This is a genomic window from Paraburkholderia sp. JHI2823, from assembly GCF_038900695.1.
In the GTDB taxonomy this organism is placed as follows: Bacteria; Pseudomonadota; Gammaproteobacteria; order Burkholderiales; family Burkholderiaceae; genus Paraburkholderia; species Paraburkholderia mimosarum.
Genome location: NZ_JAYMRY010000011.1, coordinates 1 through 20,880, shown reverse-complemented (window position 1 = coordinate 20,880; position 20,880 = coordinate 1). Strand labels below are relative to the sequence as shown.

The 20,880-nt window shown below is 64.4% G+C and carries 10 protein-coding genes; 8 read left to right on the top strand and 2 right to left on the bottom strand.

The window, feature by feature from the left end; translation table 11 throughout:
* Both VSR34_RS14575 and VSR34_RS14570 read right to left on the bottom strand, forming a co-directional pair.
* Entirely contained in the window at positions 1 to 3,444 is a 3,444-nt protein-coding gene (locus VSR34_RS14575) for an autotransporter domain-containing protein (protein WP_342962767.1), read from the bottom strand.
* A gap of 236 nt (positions 3,445 to 3,680) precedes the next feature.
* Complete coding sequence (locus VSR34_RS14570) at positions 3,681 to 4,670, bottom strand: helix-turn-helix domain-containing protein (RefSeq protein WP_081723524.1); 990 nt, start codon at positions 4,668 to 4,670, stop codon at positions 3,681 to 3,683.
* Positions 4,671 to 5,173: 503 nt separating this feature from the next.
* Here VSR34_RS14570 and VSR34_RS14565 point away from each other — a divergent pair.
* From VSR34_RS14565 to VSR34_RS14530, 8 genes are read left to right on the top strand one after another with little or no spacing between them, the layout of a single operon-like run.
* Entirely contained in the window at positions 5,174 to 5,950 is a 777-nt protein-coding gene (locus VSR34_RS14565) for a hypothetical protein (RefSeq protein ID WP_342962766.1), read from the top strand.
* Positions 5,951 to 6,007: 57 nt separating this feature from the next.
* Entirely contained in the window at positions 6,008 to 6,952 is a 945-nt protein-coding gene (locus VSR34_RS14560; RefSeq protein WP_342962765.1) for an AMP-binding protein, read from the top strand.
* A 9-nt stretch (positions 6,953 to 6,961) separates the two neighbouring features.
* Positions 6,962 to 14,611: an SDR family NAD(P)-dependent oxidoreductase gene (locus tag VSR34_RS14555; RefSeq protein WP_342962764.1), complete on the top strand. Its 7,650-nt coding sequence runs from the start codon at positions 6,962 to 6,964 to the stop codon at positions 14,609 to 14,611.
* On the top strand, positions 14,608 to 15,837 hold the full coding sequence (locus VSR34_RS14550; protein WP_342962763.1) for a 3-oxoacyl-[acyl-carrier-protein] synthase III C-terminal domain-containing protein: 1,230 nt from the start codon (positions 14,608 to 14,610) through the stop codon (positions 15,835 to 15,837). Before VSR34_RS14555 ends, VSR34_RS14550 begins: the two co-directional genes overlap by 4 nt.
* A complete protein-coding gene (locus tag VSR34_RS14545) occupies positions 15,837 to 17,681 on the top strand; it encodes a 4'-phosphopantetheinyl transferase superfamily protein (RefSeq protein ID WP_036046154.1) in 1,845 nt (614 codons plus the stop codon). The genes VSR34_RS14550 and VSR34_RS14545 overlap by 1 nt, the downstream gene beginning before the upstream one ends.
* Positions 17,682 to 17,695: 14 nt before the next feature.
* The gene (locus VSR34_RS14540) at positions 17,696 to 18,442 is read left to right on the top strand and encodes an ABC transporter ATP-binding protein (RefSeq protein WP_028214703.1); all 747 of its coding nucleotides are present in this window, start codon (positions 17,696 to 17,698) and stop codon (positions 18,440 to 18,442) included.
* On the top strand, positions 18,442 to 19,692 hold the full coding sequence (locus VSR34_RS14535; protein ID WP_342962762.1) for an FtsX-like permease family protein: 1,251 nt from the start codon (positions 18,442 to 18,444) through the stop codon (positions 19,690 to 19,692). The genes VSR34_RS14540 and VSR34_RS14535 overlap by 1 nt, the downstream gene beginning before the upstream one ends.
* Positions 19,693 to 19,734: 42 nt before the next feature.
* A complete protein-coding gene (locus VSR34_RS14530; RefSeq protein WP_036046157.1) occupies positions 19,735 to 20,478 on the top strand; it encodes an outer membrane lipoprotein-sorting protein in 744 nt (247 codons plus the stop codon).
* Positions 20,479 to 20,880 lie beyond the last annotated feature (402 nt).

The window sequence follows — 20,880 nt, the reverse complement described above, 5'->3', positions numbered from 1 at the left end:
TCAGAACCGGTAATCCACTTTGATGCTGCCAGCCTTGATCGACGCGTTCGCGGTGTGGAGCAGGGTGTCGAAGGCGGCCGATACCCACAACGAGCGCGTCACCCGCATATTCAACGAGATGCCTGCCGTAACGAGGTTGCGTGGCAGCGGTACGCCATTGGCCGTGAACAGCGTCCCGTCCTGCGCGCTCACCGACACTGCCCGATTCGTGGTGCCCGCTTCGTACGCGTAGCCCACATACGCTTCCATGTTCGACGGCGTCGACGCACTGCCGAACGCGTAGCGCAGCGCCAGTTGCGCATACGGCTGCACGCTCTGAATGTTGTCGGTGCCGACCGACAGATTTTGCGCACCCGCTCCCGACTCGCTGAACGCATCGCCGTGGAAGTACGCGAAGCGCAAGCCGGCGCGCGGAATCAGCACGAAGCCGCCAAGCGAGGGCAGGGGCATGCTTGCCTGCGCAGCGGCGGTGACTTCAAGGCCGTTGTGGCTGCCCGACGCGGTGCCCGTTGCGGTGCCGAACGGCCGCTTCTGGTCGATGAAGTCGTAGCCGAGACCGATGGTGGCGGCCAGGTTGACCGGGCCGGTCCACATCGCGCCGTAGGCGGCCCATCGCAGGCTGTCGGCCGTACCCGTGTCGGGCGTGTGCGCTTCGCTTACGTCGACATGGCTGTATGCAAGCGTTCCGCCCACGTCGTAGCGTCCGATGCGGTGGTCGTAGCCAGCGATGAAGCCATACTGGTGCGCCGAGTAGCCCGAGACCCCGCCTTTGTTGTCGGTGCGCGAGTAGTCGCCTGTGGCCTTGATCCACACGTTGTCAGTGCCGGCGATGCAATTTCGCCCCTTGTGGGTGCGGCACAGGTGGCTGAGCCGATCGAGGATCGCCGCGTTCGTCGCCTGGGCGACCTGCGAGACCGCAGAACCCATTGCGGTGAAAATGCTCGTGTCGTTCGGTGTCAGGAGGAGATCCACTTCGTTCGCCTTGTAGGTGACGCTGGGTGTCACATAGCTCAGGTTCGCGCCACTTTGGACGATCGCGAGCGGTGCGCCCGAGAACCTGCCGTCGATGGACGACGCCTTGAGCAGCTTCACACTCCCTGGTCCATAGACGCTGGAAGCGCCGTTGCTGCCTGCGTCGTAGACAACGGCGAGCGTGCCAGCGAGTGTCGCGTTGCCCATCACGTCGAGTTGCGAGGCCGACGTCGGGCTGATCTCCACTTGCAGCGTGGCGTTGGCCGCCTGCTGGTAATCGCCGGCGATCGTCGTCGTGCCGATCGAGCCGCCCGGGCTCACGATCCCGGCGTTGATGACGCTGCCGCCGATCGTGCCGTGCCCGCGCAAGGTGCCGGCCTGGCTCACGACGACGTCTCCCCCGAGCGTGGCCGATGTATGCGCACTGTCGCCGACTTCGAGCGTGCCCGCGACCACCTGCGTCGCGCCGCTGTATGCGTTGCTCGCGCCGTTCAGGATGAGCGTGCCGGTATGGGCATCCACGAGGGTGCCGCTACCTGTGAATGCGCCGCTGTACGTGTAGGTGCCGGCGAGGTTGAACACGATCGTGCCGTCGTTGTGCGTGTTGCCGGCGAGCTTGCCCGATGTGCCGCCCTGGCCGACCATGAGCGTGCCGCCGCTATCGACTGTTGCGCTCACCACTGTGCCAAGCACGTTCTGCTTGCCCCCGCTGTTGACGACGGAGCCGCTGGTCACGCCGCCCGCCATGACGACCTGCAAGCCGCCGTTGTTGATCACGGTGGCGTTCGTGAGCGCGCCGTCATTGACGGCCTGGAATCCGGCGGCGTTGACCATCGTGACGTTGGCGAGGCCGCCGGCATTGACGCTTTGTACGCCGCCGTTGAGCGTTGTGTTGGCTGCGAGGGAGCCGTTCGTCAGATACTGGGCGCCGCCCGGGTTGACCGTCGTACCGATGACCGTGCCGCCCGCGCCGACAGTCTGCATGCCACTGTTGACGGTCGTGGAAACGGCCGTCCCCGCGCTCGCTACGTACTGCACGCCGCCGTTGTTGATGCTGTTGCTGGTGGCGATTCCGCCGCTTGCGACGATCTGTGCCCCGCCGCGGTCGATGGTGTTGCCATTCGCCGCGCCGCCCACTACGTATTGGTGACCGCCACCGCCGACCCACGTTTGCGTGGCCGTGCCCGAAGCCGCCACGTACTGCGCGCCTTGCGCGAGCACCGTATTGCTGGTGGCGAGGCCACCGCTGGTGATGGTCTGCGTGCCGCCATCGACGACGTTGATGGTCGCCGCGCCGCCCGCCACATACTGCTCCCCTCCGCTGGAGACGACTGTGTCGACTACGCCGCCGCCGCTCGTGACGTATTGCACGCCGCCATCGTTGACACTGTTCCGGGTGGCGATACCGCCGCTCGCAACGGTCTGCGTGCCGCCGCTGTTGATCACGGTGCTGACTGCGCTGCCGCCCAGGACTTGCTGCTTGCTGGCGGAATTGACGGAGGTCCCGATGGCCGTGCCACCGGACATGACGCGCTGGACACTATGATCGAGCGTCGTTTCTTTGGCGGTGCCGCGGTAGCCGATGTCCTGCGCGCTGAAGTGGAGTGTGTTGCTTGTCGCGGTGCTTGCGTAGCCAATGAACTGGTAGCTCGCCGTTAGCGCGTTGCTCGTTGCCGTTGCGCCGGCATCGAGGCACTGGACGCCGCCCAGGATCGCGACGTGGCTCGCGGCGCCGCCGTTGTCGATGACCTGCACGCTGCCGATGAGCGAGTTGCGGGTGGCGGAGCTGCCGCTGCCGTTGACGATCTGCACCCCGCCGGCCACATCGTTGTCGAATGTCGTGCCGCCGCCATTCACGAGCTGAACACCGCCAATGATCGTGTTGCGGGTCGCCGTGCCGCCGCTATCGACGAATTGAAGCGCGGCGTCGAGCGTTGCGCTCCGCACCGACCCGCCCGAGCTTACGAGAATCGTGACGCCGTTGGGCGCGGAGGGAATTGCCGAAATACGCAAGGCGCCCGGATCGACGGCGGTGAGCGTGATCGCGCCAGGCTGGGCGATGGCCGGTGCGGCGCCCAGGCCACTGATCACGGTGTCGGTGGCGCTGCCGCCGCTGGCGATGTACTGGACGCCATTGGAGAGCGTTGTCCCGGCCGCCGTTCTCCCATCGACGACAGTCTGTGTTGTTCCAATGGCAGTGCTGCTTGCTCCTTGCTGTTTGGCTGCGCCGTTCACAACGGCCGATATCGCCGTGCCGACGCTCATCACCCACTGGGCCTGGCCTGGACCGGTCGGCACGCCAGCGCCCATCGCTGTCTGCCCCGCGCTGACGACTTTTTGGGCGCCCGCGGTCCCCGGCCAGGTGTGAGCCATGACGCTCGACAGGAGCAGCGCCGTCAGGCGGGAGATCCGCTTCGAGCGCCGGCCAAACCTGTGTACACAGAATCTGCGGCGATAGGTGATGAGTTTCAACGTGGTCTCCCTGCTGATTCCGGACTGACGCGCATTAAACGGAACGGATCTTTGCCGCACTCACCATTCCGTGATAAAGCTATTTCGCATAACGAATCAAATGAGCCGGAGGACGTCGCCGTGAGGCGACACGGCTCGCGCGATCTCGTTATACGCATCGCTATTCCTGGATTGTCCGGACCCATTGCCGTCGAGCGCGTGTCGACATGTGAAGATTTGGCCCGTGGCGCGTCGGCTCAGGCGCCAGCGTTGAGGGTCTCGATCAAGGCGCCCGTTACGGGGCGCTCGCGCGCCAGCGCGCGGTATTCCAGCGGCGAAATAGACAGGTATTTGAGGAAATAGCGGCGTAGCTGGTCGCCATTGAATAGCCCGCAGCGCCTCGCGATCTTGTCGACGGGCAGGTCGGTTTGCACGAGCAGGATCTGCGCATTTTCGAGCCGCACGCGCGCGAGATATTCGCGAGGGGTTTGTCCGACCTCAGTCTTGAAACGTCGCAGGAAATTTCGCTCGCTCATGGAGGCGCGCCGCGCTAGCTCGGAAATCGACACGGCGCCGGAATGATTGCTCTTGATCCACTGGAGCGAGGCTTCGATGCGCTCACTGAGCGCGAATGTCCCGTGGATGTTCGCGGTTCTGGCGCCGTTGGTAGTGGCGGGCAGGTTTGCGCGCAGCATCTCACTGCGGATGCGCACCAGTGTGCCGAAGTCGCGCTCTGCCATCGCGAGCACGCGCTCGGCCGCCGCCATGCCGCACATCTTCTTTTCGGTGCTCCGGCTTGCCGCATCCCTGGAAGGCGGGCGCACCTGGGTAAGCAACGCCTCGGCGTTATTCGACAGGGCGATCAACTCCACGTCGGGGCCGGCCAGTATGAGCCAGTCGATTACACGCGGCTTGAACGTGGTGTTGCCGATTCCAACGAAGATCGCCTTGAACATGCGCGGATCGTAATCTTCGATACTCTCGGTGAGGAGCCGGATCGACGACGCACAGGCGATACTGCCTTTTTCCGCGGAAAGTACGCAAACATGATAGCGATGCGCGGCTTCGTCCGACCATGACAGTGCCTCGTTGACAAGCTGCCACGTTTCCGCCACCCAGGCCGCTTCGCTGAGCCGACATGCATCGAGAATGAGTATCGCGATGCGGCTCATTGTGTAGGCGGCGGACGGAGTGGCTGTCTCTAGTTGCGAGCTGCGCCCCGTCGTGTCGAAGTATCTCAGGCTCATCGCGGTCTCCCATTGAGGCGCGCAATCTTGTTATCCGCTGCGTTGCATCATACTGGCCACGTTTTTGGGGATCGCGACTTCGTCGGAAAGAATGGTTTTTTTGGCGGAATCTCACATCAAGGACAAAAGCCGCCGGAAGCAGCCGGGATCGCTTGAATCTCTCGCTGGACAAATCATGGCATCAGCGAAGCCGGTGACCGGATTTCAGCGCGTGCTGACTTTTGAAACTATCGATATGCCATGCGGAAATCGCGTCTGAAACTTTAGTGAATATGGCGGATGCAGGCGCATCGATCCAATAATATCCAGTACACCGATTCCCCACGGACAGGCAGGCGAATGCAGATGGCATCGCGATCAGAGGGGCCCGGATAAAACGTCCATCGCAGTGTAACTGGGAGGGCATTCGCACCGGAAGGGCAAGGACGCGCGGCGAAAGGCAACGGGAGCAGGGCGGCAATGCGCGGAGAATGTGTCCATTAATTAATTAGGATGGTTTAGCAATGAGCGAGAGCCAGCTTGTCATCATGAAAATGCGCGACACGTTTAGCCAGATCGAATACACGGGAAGTGTCGAAGATTGCCTGAGCGAGCTGGCGGTGAAAGCCGGGGAAGTGCTTGATGCAGCGTGCGCGATCGTCATGCTAAGCGAATCGCAGGTGCAGGAGATTGGGTTACGGCCCGGCACGGATTTCGGCGACGTGCTGGAGGGTCGCGTCGACGAAGCGAAGCCGAACGACTGCGGGACGCCGGGCGCATCGTGCGATGCAGTGCTGCCCGCAGCCCTGAGTGCTCCTTCGCTGGCGAGCATGCGCATGTTCTCCGCGATCGAGATGCAAGGCAAGGTGATCGGCGTGATCCGCGCGCATCAGCGGCTGCCGGCGCGCTGCTTCGATGCGAACGATCTGCAGCTCTTCGGTCTGCTGTCCCTCGTCATCACGCGATCGATCCAGGTGATCCAGATGCAGCACATCCTCAAGTCTCGATTCGCGCAACTGGCGCTGACGCGCAGCACCCAGAAGACGATCGGCGAAATCGTCGTCGAGTCGGCGCAGTCGCCAAACCAGATGGCGCGCATCCTCGCGAAGTCGTTCTATCGCGAAATGATCAGTGCGGGTTTTAGCTTCAATCAGATCGTCTATGCGGCGGGCGAGGTCATCTCGGAGCTGACCGACAACATGCGCAAGCACAAGAACGCGTACCGGCGCCGCATGGCGAAGACGAGTGCGCCGGAGCTGGAGGGGGGCGCTGGCCCCGTGGCGCCGGTCGATGCCATTTGACGGTCGCACGCAAGGCAGGGTTGCGGCGCCGGACCGTCGCACGTAAGGGGAATGGCCATGGATGTGAGAGCGGACGTTGACAGGTGGCTCACGGAGCATCACGTCGTGATGAATGGCGATGCGCTGATGTGCCGTGTGCCGCATAGCGCACGCGACTGGACGATGCTTGAAGAGATCATTCTGCATCCCGTACAGAACGGCACCCCGATACGCGAGCCGCAGCGAGATTCCGCGGCACGTCGTGCGCTCACGCTCGCGCACTTCGCGCCAGAACCCATCCAGCGGCGTTTCGAAGTCTGCGCGCAGCTCAATCCGGGCGCACGCGCAGTGAAGTTCGGTGAAGACGAATTGACCTACGGCGAGCTCGACAGCCAGGCCGACGGCCTCGCCGCCATCCTTCAGGAACAGGGCCTGGCCCCGCGCGAGGTATGCGCGGTGGTGATGCCGGAGTCTCTCGCGATGGTGCGCGCGATCCTCGCCGTGCTCAAGGCCGGCGGGGCATGCCTGATGCTCGATCCCGCCAGGGTGGATGCGCGCCTCGCCGCTGTGCTGAGGGCGTCGGGTGCGAGAACTGTGATCACGCAACGCGCGCAGCTGCAGTGCTTCGAGGACGTGGGTGCAAACGTGGTGTGCTGCGACGCCGATACCGGCCCATGCCACGCGAACTGGCCGACCGACTGCGCGGCCGATGGCGTGTCGCCGGCCTGCGCGGTGTGCCGCGAGTCCGAGGGCGATGCGCCGACCATTGTGTTTCAGCAGCACGTCGACGTTCTCGACCGGCTGGAGTCGATGCAGGCGATTGCGCCGATCGGGCAGGGCGACTCGCTACTGCAAGGCGCCGAACATCCGCTCGATGAGGCCGTCTGGCAAACGTTGTGGCCGCTCACGCATGGCGCGCGGCTCGTGATTCTGCCGCAGCGAGAAAGGATGGATCTCGAGCGCGTGCGCCGGCTCATCGAGCAGGAACACATCACCGTCATGCACGTCAACTTCCGTGGATAGGGGCCTTCCATGAAAGCAGCCCGGAAAAAATCGGTCGAGGTGATGGCCGTGACCCCGTCTTGCTGGCTCACCCCGGAAATTGCCATCGCGGCCTGCCGCGCGGGCGCCACGGGTGTGCTGGATCTCGGCATCGGCAAGGCGCGCGCGGAAGTCGAAGCGGCGCTCACCCGGTTCAGAGCAGGCGTTTCGCAGCAGGCGTCCTGGGGCGTGCGCTGGGATGCCTGCGCGGATGCGTCAGGCCGTCTCGCGGCATTGTCCGCGTTGCTCGGCGACGCCCTGCCGGTGCCGCTGCTCGTGCTGGCGGGACTAAACGCAGGCGACGCGGCGCGGCTCGCCAGCGAGGTGCGCGTGCTTGCGGTCAGCGTCATGCTCGAAGTGCACGATCTGCGCGGTGCGAAGGCGGCGCAGGACGCCGGCTTCGACGGCGTGATCGTCAAGGGCCACGAGGCGGGGGGGCGGGTGAGTCCGCACGCCTCGTTCATCCTGCTCCAGGAATTCAGCGGGCAGCTCGACATACCCTGGTGGATTCAGGGGGGCATCGGCTTGCACACCGCAGCGGCAGCGGCCCTTGCCGGCGCGTCGGGCGTGGTGCTGGGCGAGGCGCTCTGGCTCGCCGAAGAAGGACCCTTCTCGAATCCGGCACAGCGCATGAAGTGGTCGAAGCTCGACGGCAGCGAGACGGTTCTGATCGGGGCTGGCGACACGCTCTATCGCTTCTTCAACCGCGCGGGGCGCGCCCATATACGTGAGCTCGAAGTTGCGCTCGCGAGAGGCGAAGCCTGGCAAGAGACGCTTGAGCGGAGAATGTGCGTTGACGACGGACTGGTCGCGCTCGGTCAGGACATTGCGTTCGCACCAATCTTCGCCGAGCGCTACGGAACGGTGGGCCGCATGATCACCGCGTTGCGCGAGCATTCGATGTCCGCGATCGAGCAGGCGGCCGCACAAACGCCGCTCGCTCCGCACGCGGCGCTCGCGAAGCAGCACGGCACGCGTTACCCGATCGCGCAAGGTCCGATGACGCGCGTGAGCGACGTCGGCGGATTCGCAGCGGCCGTGGCCAACGGCGGCGCGTTGCCGTTCCTCGCTCTTGCGGTGCTGCGTGGCGAGCAGGTGCGGGCGCTGCTCGAAAGCACGGCGGCGCAGATCGGCGAGCATCCTTGGGGCGTTGGCATTCTCGGCTTCCTGCCGCTGGAGCTGCGACAGGCGCAGCTCGAGGTCGTCCGTGAGTTCAAGCCACCGTTCGCGATCATCGCGGGTGGACGGCCGAGTCAGGCGCGGGAGCTGGACGAGGCGGGCACTGTCACGTATCTGCACGTGCCGTCGCCCGGGCTCCTACGGGGCTTTCTCGCGGACGGCGCGCGGCGCTTCGTGCTCGAAGGCAGCGAGTGCGGCGGACACACGGGCCCGCGCACGAGCTTCATTCTGTGGGAATCGGCGATCGAACTGCTCGCCCATGCGGACATCAAGGACGCCGCTTCCGTGCAGGTGCTATTCGCGGGCGGCGTGCACGACGCGCTATCGGCCGCAATGGTCAGTGCGATTGCGGCGCCACTCCTCGCGCGCGGCATGAAACCAGGCGTGCTCATGGGAACCGCGTATCTATTTACCCATGAGATCGTCTCGCAGGGCGCGATCGTCGAGGCGTTCCAGCGGGAGGCCGTCGCCTGCGAAGCGACGGCGCTGTTGCAATCGGGTGTTGGTGTCTACACGCGCTGCGCGCAAACGCCGTTTTGCGACGAATTCGAAAAGGTGCGCCGCGATCTCATCCTGTCCTCGAGTTCCGACGAGGACACGCTGATAAAGCTGGAAATGATGAACATCGGGCGGCTGCGCATCGCGGCGAAGGGCATCGCGCATCGCAGCAATGCGGAGCTTGAGCGCGGCGACGACCGCTATGTCGAGGTCGATGAAGCCACGCAGCACAACGAGGGTATCTACATGCTCGGCGAGGTCGCGCGGCTGCGTTCGGCCACCTGCAGCGTCGCCGAACTGCACGAGAGCGTTTCGGACGGCAGCGAAGCGCTGCTGCGCCGCCGAGCGCGACAGGTGTCGTTCCCGGGGCGCACGCGACGGGAGGACATTGCCATCGTCGGCATGGCGTGCCTTTTCCCCGGTGCACAGAACCTGCGCGAATACTGGCAGAACATCCTGCGCGGCGTGGATGCGATTCGCGAAGTGAGCGACGACCGCTGGCGCGTGGCCGATCTGTTCGATCCAAAGCGCGGCACGCCGGACAAGATCTATTCGAAGTGGGGCGGCTTTCTGGACGACATCGCATTCGATCCGCAACGCTATGGCATCCCGCCCGCCAGCATCAAGTCGATCGAGCCGGTGCAACTGCTCGCGCTCGAAGTCTCGCGGCTTGCGCTGGAAGACGCCGGATTCGATCGTCGAGGCTTCGCGCGCGAACGGACCGCGACGATTTTCGCCGTGGGCGGCATGAACGATCTCGGCACGATCTTCAATTTCCGGGCGCTCTTGCCGCACTATCTGCGCAGCGTGCCCGGCTTTTCCGACACGGTGCGCGAGCAGATCCTCGCATCGATCTACGAGACGGTGCTGCCCAAATGGACCGAGGACACGTTTCCGGGCATTCTCGGCAACGTGATTGCGGGACGCGTGGCCAACAGGCTCGATCTCGGCGGCACGAACTTTACGGTGGACGCGGCCTGTGCGTCGTCGCTCGCCGCACTCGATACGGGCGTCCGCCTGTTGCGCAGCCATGATGCCGACGTTGCACTCGTGGGCGGGGTGGACGGCACGAACGGCCCGCTCGGCTTCATGTGTTTCGCACAGACCTATGCGCTTTCGCCGCGCGGGCGCTCCCGGCCGTTCGACGAAAGCGCGGACGGCATCGCGATCAGCGAGGGCGTGGGCGCGGCGGTGCTCAAGCGCCTGGCCGATGCGGAGCGCGATGGCGACCGCATCTACGCAGTGGTCAAGGGCGTCGGCAGTTCGAGCGACGGACGCAACCGCAGTCTCACCGCGCCGCATCCGCCCGCGCAGGTCCTGGCGCTCAAGCGCACCTACGCGGACGCGGGCATCGAACCCGCCGACGTGACGCTCATCGAGGCGCACGGCACTGGCACGGCGCTCGGCGACAAATCGGAGATCACATCGCTCAATGTCGCCTTTGGTGAGGCATCGCACGGGCGCCAGGTCTGCGCCGTGGGGTCGGTGAAGTCGATGATCGGCCATACGAAGGTTGCCGCCGGCATGGCCGGGCTCATCAAGGCGGCGCTTGCACTACGGCATCGTGTACTGCCTCCCACGCTCGGCGTAGAGCGGCCCGCGAGCGCCATCGACTTCGCCACTTCGCCGTTCTACGTGAACACGGAATCGCGTCCCTGGCTGCATGAAGGACGCTCGCATCCGCGCTACTGCGGCGTGAGTGCGTTTGGCTTCGGAGGAACGAATTTCCATACGGTCCTCGCTGAATACGCTGGCCAGTATCGCGAAAGCGATGCCATCGATCTGAACCCCAGGGATGTCGAAATATTCGCGTTCGCCGGGCCGAACAGGGGGGAGATCGAAAAGGCGGCCCGCCGCCTGCTCGAGGGTCTCGCTTACCCCGAGCAGATCGATCTGGCCCAGCTCGCGTGGTCGCTTTGCCGCGAGCAGAGTGCGGTCGAGCGCGTGAACGGCTCCCATTCTTGCCGGCTCGTACTGCTGGCGACGTCTGTCGACGACCTGAAGAGCAAGCTTGCGCACGCGCTGGACAGATTGCCCGGTTGCGCAGAGATCACCATGCCGCCTGCGCTCTACTATCGCGAGAACGTGGAAGGCCCGCATGGCGTGTGCTTCCTGTTCCCGGGACAGGGATCGCAGCGCGTCAACATGCTGCGCGATCTCGTGACGGCGATGCCTGATCTGCATTCGTGCTTCGGCGAAGGGACCGGGGGTGAAGGCGGCGCCCTCGAAGCGCGGGTGGCACCGCATATTTATCCGCTGCCTGTGTTCAGCGATGCGGATCGAGAGCTTCAGCAGCAGGCACTCAACAACACCGCCGTCGCGCAGCCTGCGCTCGGTATGGTGGGCATGGCCGCATTCGAGGTCCTGACGCATTTCGGCCTGCGCGCTGACTTCATGGCCGGTCACAGTTACGGCGAATACGTTGCGCTGTGTGCAGCCGGGGCGATGTCGCGGAAAGACTTGATTCGTATTTCGAAGGTTCGGGGCCGATTGTCGGCGGCCGCGCCCGAGGGTGCGATGGCCGCGCTCGAAGCGCAGGGGCCGCGAGTGTCCGCGCTGATTGAAACACACGGACTGGACGTCACCATCGCCAACCTGAACGCGCCGGATCAGACCATTGTGGCGGGCACGGTGGAAGCCGTCGATGCAGCGTTGCCCGTCCTGGCGGCCACGGGCATGCGCGTGAAGCGGCTGCCAGTGAGCGCGGCGTTTCATTGCGCAATCATGGCCGCGCCACGCGATGCGTTGGCCGCGGAACTCGCGGGCGTCGAATTCCAGGCGCCGCGTGTGCCCGTGTACAGCAATACGACAGCCCAGCCGTATCCGGAATCCGGCGATGCGGTGCGCGAACTGCTTGCGCGCCACATCGCGGAGCCCGTGCGATTCACGGACGAAATCGAAGCGCTCTATGCGGCCGGCGCCCGCGTGTTCATCGAATGCGGTCCGGGGCTCGTGCTCGGTGGCCTCGTCGAGCGCGTGCTGGGCGAGCGTCCACACGCGATACTCGGGCTCGACGCGCCAGGCCGTCCGGGCTGGCTGCAACTGGCACAACTGCTCGCGCAGGCCCTGGCGCTCGGACTCCTCGTGCGGCTCGACGCGTGGTTCGCGCATCGCGGCCTGCATGACTGGACCGTCGCCGAGGTCTTCGCCGAGGCGGCGAAGCGCGCCGCGCCTGGACCGCTCGTCTGGCGTGTCAGCGCCGCGCGCGCGGTGCCATGGCACGCACCTGAGAAGCCGGCCGCCCGGCACCCGGCTGAGCCGGCTAGTGCGGTCTGCGACGGCACGGCCTTCGCTGCCGGCGCGGCCGATATCGCATCGGGCGCACCGACCGTGGCCGCTGCCGCCTGCGCCCCGCCCGCTGCCCCCAAGGCCGCGGCCGCCGCCACCGCAGCCGCACCGGCCGTGGTGCCGGCGCCGCCGCCAACGACACCCACCACCAGCGACAGGAGAGCCGCGATGAAAATAGAACACCCTCCCGGCGAAGGGCCGGCGGCGATGCCGGTCGCCGCGATGAACGGGGGCGCCCGCTGTTCGGAAGCCGAATTCGCCCAAATCCAGTATGGCGTCGCGCGTCTGCTCGAACTGCAGTTCGAACAGCAGCGCAGTCTGAGGTACTTCATTGACTTTCAAACGCAGCTTGTCGGCGCATCGCCGCAGCGGGTGCCGATGGCCGAGCCGGTTTTGCCGAGCGCGCCATTTGCACTGCATGTTGGCGTGCCGGCCCCCGCGGCACTCGCGCCTCAAGTCTTGCCCCAGGCGGCACCTCAAGTCGCACTCCACGCAGCGCAGCCCGGCATACCGCAAATACTCGGTGGCGTACCGCCCGCGCCGGTCTTGCCGAGGCAGATTGCTGCGGCCGTGGTGCCCGCCGCAGAGGTCCTCGCCTTTGCTCCGTCGACCGGATCGATCGAGCCCGCCATCGTGGTGCCCGAAGGCGTGCAAGCGCCACAAGCCGTGCAGGCGGTGTCAGAGAAGACGTCCGCGGAGAAGCTTGGTTCGCCGGACGAGTTCAGGGCCGAGTTGCTGCAGGCCGTCTCCGAACGCACGGGCTATCCCGTCGACATGCTCGACCTCGACGCGCACATGGAAGCGGATCTCGGCATCGACTCGATCAAGCGCATCGAAATCTTCAGCAGCCTGATGGTGAAATACAACCTGCTCGGCGAGCGCGACGAGGAAGCGGTGATCGAAGAGCTGTCGGGTCTGAAGTCGCTAAACGAGATCGTCGCGTGGTACACGCGCATGACCAGCGACGCAGCGGAAGCACCCGTTGCCGATGCGGGAGGGCCTTCGTCAAAAAAAGCACCGGCTCCACCGTCTTCACGCAGTGAGGGGGTGGAGCCCGAACACGGCCATGCACACGCCGACCCGGTGCAGTGCTATGCGGTGCACGCGGTGGCCGCCGGCCTCGACGCGCCGGGCGAGCCAGGCGGTTTCCCCGCCGGGGAAACGATCCTGCTCGTCGGGGACGGGCCGCTTGCAGACGCTTTCGCGCACGCGTTGCAGTCAAAGGGCGGCCTCGTGACACGCATCGTGCCGGGAGCGGTTACACGCGTGCTCGACGACGCGACGCGATTCGAGTGCGACTTTTCCGCGCTCGAGCCCGTGAAGGCGCTGCGCGAGCGGGTCGCCGCCGCCTTGCCGGGGCCTTGCGGCGCGCTCATCAATCTGATGGGCGCATCGGGTGCGGCGCACGAGCACGACGCACGCGCGCTCTTTCTGCTGCTCAAGGCCTTCGAAGCAGATTTGAGGACCGGCGTGAATGGTGGTGCCTGGATCGTCAATGTGACGGCATTCGACGGGCAGTTCGGACTGAGCCGCTCGCGTGCGTTCGAGGCTCGGAGCGCGGGCGTGCTTGGCGTCGCGAAGTCGGTGGCGCGTGAATGGGCCGGCGCCAAGGTCAAATGTGTCGACTTCGACCCGGCGCTCCTGCCCGAAACACAGGCGGCGCATGTGATCGCCGAAGTGCGCAGCGCTCAGCCCGGAATCGAGGTGGGCTACACCGGTGAAGGCCGCTGGCTACTCGACCTGAAGCACAACGACGTCGTAGGGCAGGATCTCTCGCGGCTCACGCTCGATCCCGACGCGATCGTGCTCGTGACCGGCGGCGCGTGCGGCATCACCGCCGACGTAACGCGCGCGCTTGCCGAGCGCTATCACCCGCGGCTCATCGTCGTGGGCCGCAGCGCACTGCCCGAGGAAGAGCACGGGGCGATCGCCGGCATCGAGGACCCGGCCGAGCTCAAACAGATCCTGATCCGCGATATGCGTGCGAGCCACGAGAAGGTGACCCCTGCGGAAATCGACCGCGTCCACAGGCGCATCCTGCGCGACAGGGAGATGCGCACCAATCTGGCCGCGATGCGTGCGGCCGGATCGGAGGTGGAGTATCACAGCCTCGACGTGCGCGATGAAGAACGATTCGCAGCACTGATCGATGATATTTACGCGCGGTGGGGTCGTATCGACGGCGTACTTCACGGAGCGGGCATCATCAGCGACAAACTGATTGCCGACAAGCCGCTCGAGTCGTTCGACGCCGTGTTCGACACCAAGGTGACGCCCGCGCTCGTGCTCGAACGCAAGCTGCATCCCGAGGGGCTGAAGTTCATCGTGTTCTTCTCGTCGGTGACGGGGCGTTTCGGCAACGTGGGCCAGAGCGACTACAGCGCCGCGAACGAGGTCCTCAACAAGCTCGCCGACCGGATGTGCCACAACTGGCCTCACGTCCACGCCGTCGCGATCAACTGGGGGCCCTGGGACGCCGGTATGGTCAGCGACGAGCTGCGCCGCCTCTATGAATCGCGCTCGATCCGTCCGATTCCGGTCGAGCAGGGCAGGCGCCACTTCATCAAGGAACTGGAACGTGGGGCGAGCGGCGAGCCTGAACTGGTCATTTCGTCGAGCATCCAGCAGATCGCCATGCTGCGGCTTGGCAACGAAAAGGGGAGCGTATCCAAATGAACACTTTTGACAAGCCGGTGCTCGTTGACTTCTGGCCAGCAAAAATCGCGAAACCCGTGCCGCAACGCGTCGCGCTGGAGGTTTGCGCGTATGGAATCGCCAGAGGTTACTGCAAGAGCCACGATATCAAAAGCAAGGAGGGCGTTCGTCAGGCGATTCATGAGGTGAAGGAAAAGTTCGCCAGGTACGCCGTTTCGCCGGACCAGATCAGGAGAAGGCAGCTGGTGTTCTTCCCGCGCCTCAGGGATATTCGTATTTCCGATGGCGAGCTGGTTCTGGCCGAACTGCCTCCGGAGCACAAGCACCTGCGGATGTACTCCTCCGATCCGGCGGATTTCAAAGGCGCGGATCTCAAGGAGCGCCACGAAAACTACGAAAAGGTTGTCAGTGGCTGCATGGCCGAAATGTACGATGGCATCACCACCGCACCGAATGACCTGATCCACGTGACCTGCTCCGGCTATCTCGCGCCGAGTCCGGTGGAACGCATGGTCGCGCACAGGGAATGGTTCGATACCACGGTCACGCATAGCTATCACATGGGCTGTTACGGGGCCTTTCCGGCCATCAGAATGGCGCACGGTTTTCTGTCCTCCTCGCATTTTGGGGTAACGCCACGCAAGCAACGAGTCGATATTGTCCACACCGAGCTTCTCTCGGGTCACACCAACCTCGAGGATTTCAGCGTGGAGAACATCATCGTGACGACCCTGTTCGCGGATGGGTTCATCAAGTATTCGGTTTGCTCGGACGACTATGTGCGCGCGCAAGGACTCCGTGGTCTCAGGATTCTCGCGCTCCACGAGCATCTGCTCCCCGATTCGGCCGACGACATGACCTGGGTGCCCGCGTCGCATCAGTTCCAGATGACTCTCTCAGTGAGAGTCCCCATCCTCATCAAGCAATACGTGCGCGCATTTGTCGTATCGCTGCTGCGCAAGGTGGATATCGATTTCGAACTGGAGAAACATTCGCTCATGTTCGCGATCCATCCTGGAGGACCGCGGATCGTCGAGCACATTCAGGACGAATTGGGTTTGCGTGACGAAAACGTCGCCATCAGCAAGCAGGTCTTCCGCGACAACGGCAACATGTCCTCGGCGACGATCCCGCATATTCTGAAAGGCATCCTCGAAGAGAAGGCGATCCCGCCAGGCACGCGTGTCGTCTCACTCGGCTTCGGACCCGGGCTGACGGTGACGGGCCTCGTGTTGGAGAAGGTGTGATGGTGAACCACCATGAACCCGGGCTACCCATCATTGCGCGGCTTCACGAGGTGCAGTCCGCCGCGGAACTCGCGGCAACGGAGGGGTTTGAGCGCGCGCGCGGGCCGGCGCCGCCGGTGGCGCGCCCGCCTTCCAGGCAGCACGAAGCGCACGCACCCGAGCGCTTTCGCGCCGTGCCCGAGGCGCGTTGCGCGCTGCCGTTCGTGGGCGAAGTCGTGAGTCACGAGCCGGGCGTGGCAGTGACGATCGAGTGCAGGCTGTCGCTCGATGAAGACCTGCATCTGGCCGATCACCATTTCATCCACGCGCTTGACGTGAAGCCGCTCTCGGCCTGCTTCCCCGTCGTGCCGATGACGATGAGCCTCGAGATCATGGCCGAAGCGGCGGCTTGCCTGGCGCCGGGCTATGGACTGACTGGATTCGAACGCGTTTCTGCGGCGCGCTGGATCGCGATGGCTGATACGGACACGCTCACGCTGCGCGTGACGGGGCGCTTGCGCGATGTCGACGCTGTGCGTGAAATTCGCCGCATCGACGTGGAAATTGTGGCACAGGGCGAACCGCGCCCTTCGATTACTGCGACCGTTCTGTTCAGTTCGCACTACCAGCTCGACCTCGATTTGCGCTTTGGCGCAGTCACTTCGAGCCGGGCACGCACGTTGAGCGCGGCGTGCCTTTATGAAGCCCGTGAGCTATTTCATGGCCCGCGCTTTCAAAGCCTCGTGGGCGATTTGCTCGTTGGAGAGCGTGGCGCGCAGGCGGAATTACTCGTGCGCGCGCCGGTCGATCTGTTTCGTTCGACGGCTCAGCCGCAACTGCTCAGCGATCCCGCGCTGCTCGACGCGGTGGGTCAGGTCATGGCGATCTGGACGCAGCAGCAAGGCGACGTTGCGTTTCCGATCGGCCTCGGCAAGCTTGAACTTTATCAGGCCACACCCGCTCCGGGAACGCGCGTGCCGATGCGCCTGGAAGTGACGGGTGAGATTGGCAAAACGCCTACGGCCAACGTGGAGATACAGGACGGTCAGGGCGGCGTATGGCTGCGGATACAGGACTGGCGCTCGTGGCGGTTCCGGTGGGACCGCAGGCTCGTGGCGTTTCGGCAGTGGCCTGCGCGCCACCTGTTGAGCGACGCGCTGGCGCTGCCCACGAGCGCCGCGCAGGCGGATACCGTGTGCCAGCGCATGACGAAGGCCCGACTTGCCGGCTTCGACGCGGATCTGCTCGCGCGCGATTATCTGCATGTCGCGGAAATGCCGGCTTATGCAAGCAAGACGGGCGGCGGGCAACCGATGCAGTGGCTGCTCGGGCGCATTGCAGCGAAGGATGCGTTACGCGCGTGGGCGCTGCGGCAGGAAGGTGGTGGCGAGATGCTCCATCCGGCGGCCTTCGCGATTACGAACGATTCGTGCGGCAAGCCCGGGGTCACGCATTGGCCGTATGCCACGATTCCGGAGGTAAGCCTCGCCCATAGCGGCGAGGAGGCTGTGGCAATCGCACAGCGCGCGCCCGTCGGCATCGACCTGGAACGGATTGCGCCGCGCGGCGCGGATTTCGTCAAGGCGATCGCGAGCGCTTCCGAACGCGCACTGCTCGAGACGCTCGCCGCAGAGCCGAGCGACGAATGGGTCACGCGCCTGTGGTGTGCGAAGGAAGCGTTCGGCAAACTGTTCGGCACGGGCGTCGACAGCACGCCGCACCGCTTCGAGGCTGCGGCCATTGAAGCGAGCGGCCATTTGCACATGCGGCACCGGGACAGCGGCCGCGAAGCACAGGTCGTGACGCTGCGCGATGGTGGCTTTGTCGTCGCCGTCGCCAAAGGCCACAAGGCCCAAACACACTGATCGAGGAGCTGGGCATGTCCGTATTTCCCTTTACGCCGTTTGCCGAACCGCTCGTCGAGCTGCGCCAGGTCGTCAAGCAGTATCGGCTAGGCGAATCGGTGATCACGGCGCTCAAGCGCGTCGACTTCTCGATCCAGGCGGGCGAGTTCGTGGCCGTCTGGGGCCCGTCGGGTTCGGGCAAATCCACGCTCTGCAACCTTGTTGGCCTGCTCGACGCGCCCACCTCGGGCAGCGTGCTCTTCAACGGGCGCGATGCGGCGTTGCTGAGCGACAATGCCCGCAGCGTGGCGCGCAACCGCGCCATCGGCTTCGTTTTCCAGGGATTCAATCTCGTGCCGGTGCTCTCCGCGCTCGAGAACGTGCTGCTGCCGTTGCAGATTGGCCGCCGAGGCTCGCGCGCGAGCATTGAGCTGGCGCAGCGGCGTCTCGCGGAGGTGGGCCTCGCGAGCTTTGGCGGCCACCGTCCGGCGAAGCTTTCGGGCGGCCAGCAGCAGCGCGTGGCTATCGCGCGCGCGCTGATCGCAAATCCGTCGCTCGTCGTGGCCGACGAGCCCACCGCCAACCTCGATTCGGAGAACGCGCATCGAATCATCGACCTGATGCGCGAAATCAGCCGCAAGGAGGGCACGACCTTCGTATTCTCGACGCATGACGAACGCCTGCTCGAACGTGTCGACCGCCGCATCATGATGCGCGATGGCGAGCTGATCGAAGACCAGCGGCTCGAAGCGCCGAAGCACTGTGTGAAGGGGAGCTACTGATGAGCACGTGGATCAAGCTCGCATTCAGGAATCTGCTGCGCAATGGGCGTCGGTCGCTGTTCACGATCCTTGCGATCGGCGTGGGCTTTCTCGCCGTGAACACGCTCGGGGGCTTTACGCGCTATATCTTCCAGAGTCTCAAGGACAGCTATATCTACGCCGAGGCGAACGGAAATCTCACCGTCTTCAAGCAGGGCTTCCTCGACCACGGCAAGCTCGAGCCGACGAAATACCTGCTCGACACAGCCGAAGTGAAGACGATGCGCGAGATCCTCGCGCGCCATCCCGAGGTGCTCGTCGTCACGCCACAGCTGCGAATCTCCGGGCTCATCAGCAACGGCAAGGTATCGACGATCTTCTTCGCGCCCGGACGCGTGCCCTCTGATGTCGCGGCCATCTCGAGTCATGCGGTGGGGGTGATGGGGCGGGCGAAACTGTACGACGGCAAGCCGCTCTCGGACGCGCTGGGCTACGGCATCGGCATCACCAAAGGTCTCGCGCGGCAGCTGAACGTGGCGCTGGGAACGGGTGCCGTGGCCATGTCGCCGACCGTCTCGGGGCAGATCAACGCGCTGGACGCGCAGATCGTGCAGTTCGTCGACGCGCCAGACGAGGCGCTCGAAGACACCTTTGCGACCGTGCCGTTGAAGTTCGCGCAGGATCTCTATGACACGAAGAGCGTCGACCGCCTTACGATCCTGTTGCGCGACGACGCGCAAACCCTGCCGATGCGGGCTACGCTCACGCGCGAGTTCGCCGCCGCTGGGCTTGCGGTTGACGTGAAGACCTGGAACGAACTGTCACCGTTCTACATGAAGGTGAAGAAGATGTTCAATGTGATCTTCTTCATCACGTTCCTGATCGTGTTCACGATCGTGGTGATGAGCATCGTCAACACCGTGACGATGGCGATCATGGAGCGCACGCGCGAAATTGGCACCTTGCGCGCCCTGGGTGTCAAGCGCAGGGGCATTGTCGGATTGTTCGCGATCGAAAGCCTGATGCTCGGCGTATTCGGCGCGATGCTCGGCATCATGTTCAATCTCGCGGTGCTCTGGGCGGTCGACCGCATCCAGCCCGTCTGGATACCACCGCAGGTGAGCCGCGAGGTGCCGCTGCAGATCTACTTCGTGCCGGACTATTGGCTGTATAGCGTGGTCACGCTGCTCTTGCTGTCACTGGCGGCTTCGTTACTGCCGGCGCGCAAGGCGGCGCGCATGGTGATCGTGACTGCGCTTGGCTACGCGTGAGCGCAGCGGGATCAGCCGGATTTTTTGAAGGGGAGAAGGATCATGAAGCGCATCTTCTGTGCCGCCGCGCTGCTCGCCAGTCTCGTGATGGCGACCGCGGCGGACGCTTCGCTTACGCCGCACGAGATCCTCAAGGCCGCCGACGAGGCGCGCGGGAACGTGGCCGGCGTGTCCTGGCAGGTGAACATCCAGTCCACGGAAAACGATGAAGTCATCGATAACATGTCATACGAAATCAAGGCGCGCGGCTTCGACGTGTCGGGGCTCTCGCTCGCACCGCCGAAGTATCGCGGGCAGAAGTTGCTGATGCTGAGTTCCAGCATGTGGTTCTATAAGCCGGGCCTCTCGAAGCCAGTGCCCATTTCACAGCGCCAGAAATTGCTCGGCGACGCCGCATACGGCGATATCGCCTCGACAAACTATGCTGAGGATTACGAGGCAAATCAGCTGGCCGACGAGACGATCGACGGCGAGGATTGCTACGTCTTCGACCTGAAAGCGAAGAGTGACAAGACGACCTACGACCGTATCAAGTACTGGGTGTCGAAGAAGCGACTGCTAGGCGTCATGGCCGAGTACTACACGGTTTCGGGCAAAAAGTTCAAGTCTTCGACGATGGACTACGACAACCGGGTCAAAATCGATGGCAAGGCGCGCCCGTTCATTTCACGCATCACCTTTCACAGCACGCTCATGAATAGCGATATCACGTATCTGAACCTGAGCAACCCACACATCGCGCCGCTACCTGATTACGTGTTCGACCTGAATCTTTTCATGCGCTGAATCAGGCGATGGCGGGTCGCATGTCGCGACCCGCGGAAGGTGCTGAAATGATGCGAGGTCCCGATTGCGCTCACCCGATTGAGAGGATGCCTCGCGAGAACAGCACTAGTGCGATGAGGGAGACCGCCGCCAGGATCGCCGGCAAAGCTGCCTCAAGCAGTGCCAACCAGCTCGCTGTGCAAGTGAGAATCCGTCACGTGTTCTTAGGACGGCCGGAGTCCGGCGCCCCCCCCCGGGGGCATGCCGCCTGTGCATATTTCGGTTCAGCTGCTGAACCGAAACAATTCGCGTCTGGGCGCTCGGCTCCTGCATCGCATCGCCTGCGAGCGACATATCTTGCGAGCACTTGACTGCACGCCTGCTGGGCTGACTTCGGCCCACCCACGTCAGTCCGCCTTGGCT

Coding starts and splice junctions, on each gene's coding strand:
- VSR34_RS14570 (WP_081723524.1), bottom strand. CDS start 4,670: ATGAGCCTGAGATACTTCGACACGACGGGGCGCAGCTCGCAACTAGAG.
- VSR34_RS14550 (WP_342962763.1), top strand. CDS start 14,608: ATGAACACTTTTGACAAGCCGGTGCTCGTTGACTTCTGGCCAGCAAAA.
- VSR34_RS14565 (WP_342962766.1), top strand. CDS start 5,174: ATGAGCGAGAGCCAGCTTGTCATCATGAAAATGCGCGACACGTTTAGC.
- VSR34_RS14545 (WP_036046154.1), top strand. CDS start 15,837: ATGGTGAACCACCATGAACCCGGGCTACCCATCATTGCGCGGCTTCAC.
- VSR34_RS14530 (WP_036046157.1), top strand. CDS start 19,735: ATGAAGCGCATCTTCTGTGCCGCCGCGCTGCTCGCCAGTCTCGTGATG.
- VSR34_RS14535 (WP_342962762.1), top strand. CDS start 18,442: ATGAGCACGTGGATCAAGCTCGCATTCAGGAATCTGCTGCGCAATGGG.
- VSR34_RS14555 (WP_342962764.1), top strand. CDS start 6,962: ATGAAAGCAGCCCGGAAAAAATCGGTCGAGGTGATGGCCGTGACCCCG.
- VSR34_RS14560 (WP_342962765.1), top strand. CDS start 6,008: ATGGATGTGAGAGCGGACGTTGACAGGTGGCTCACGGAGCATCACGTC.
- VSR34_RS14540 (WP_028214703.1), top strand. CDS start 17,696: ATGTCCGTATTTCCCTTTACGCCGTTTGCCGAACCGCTCGTCGAGCTG.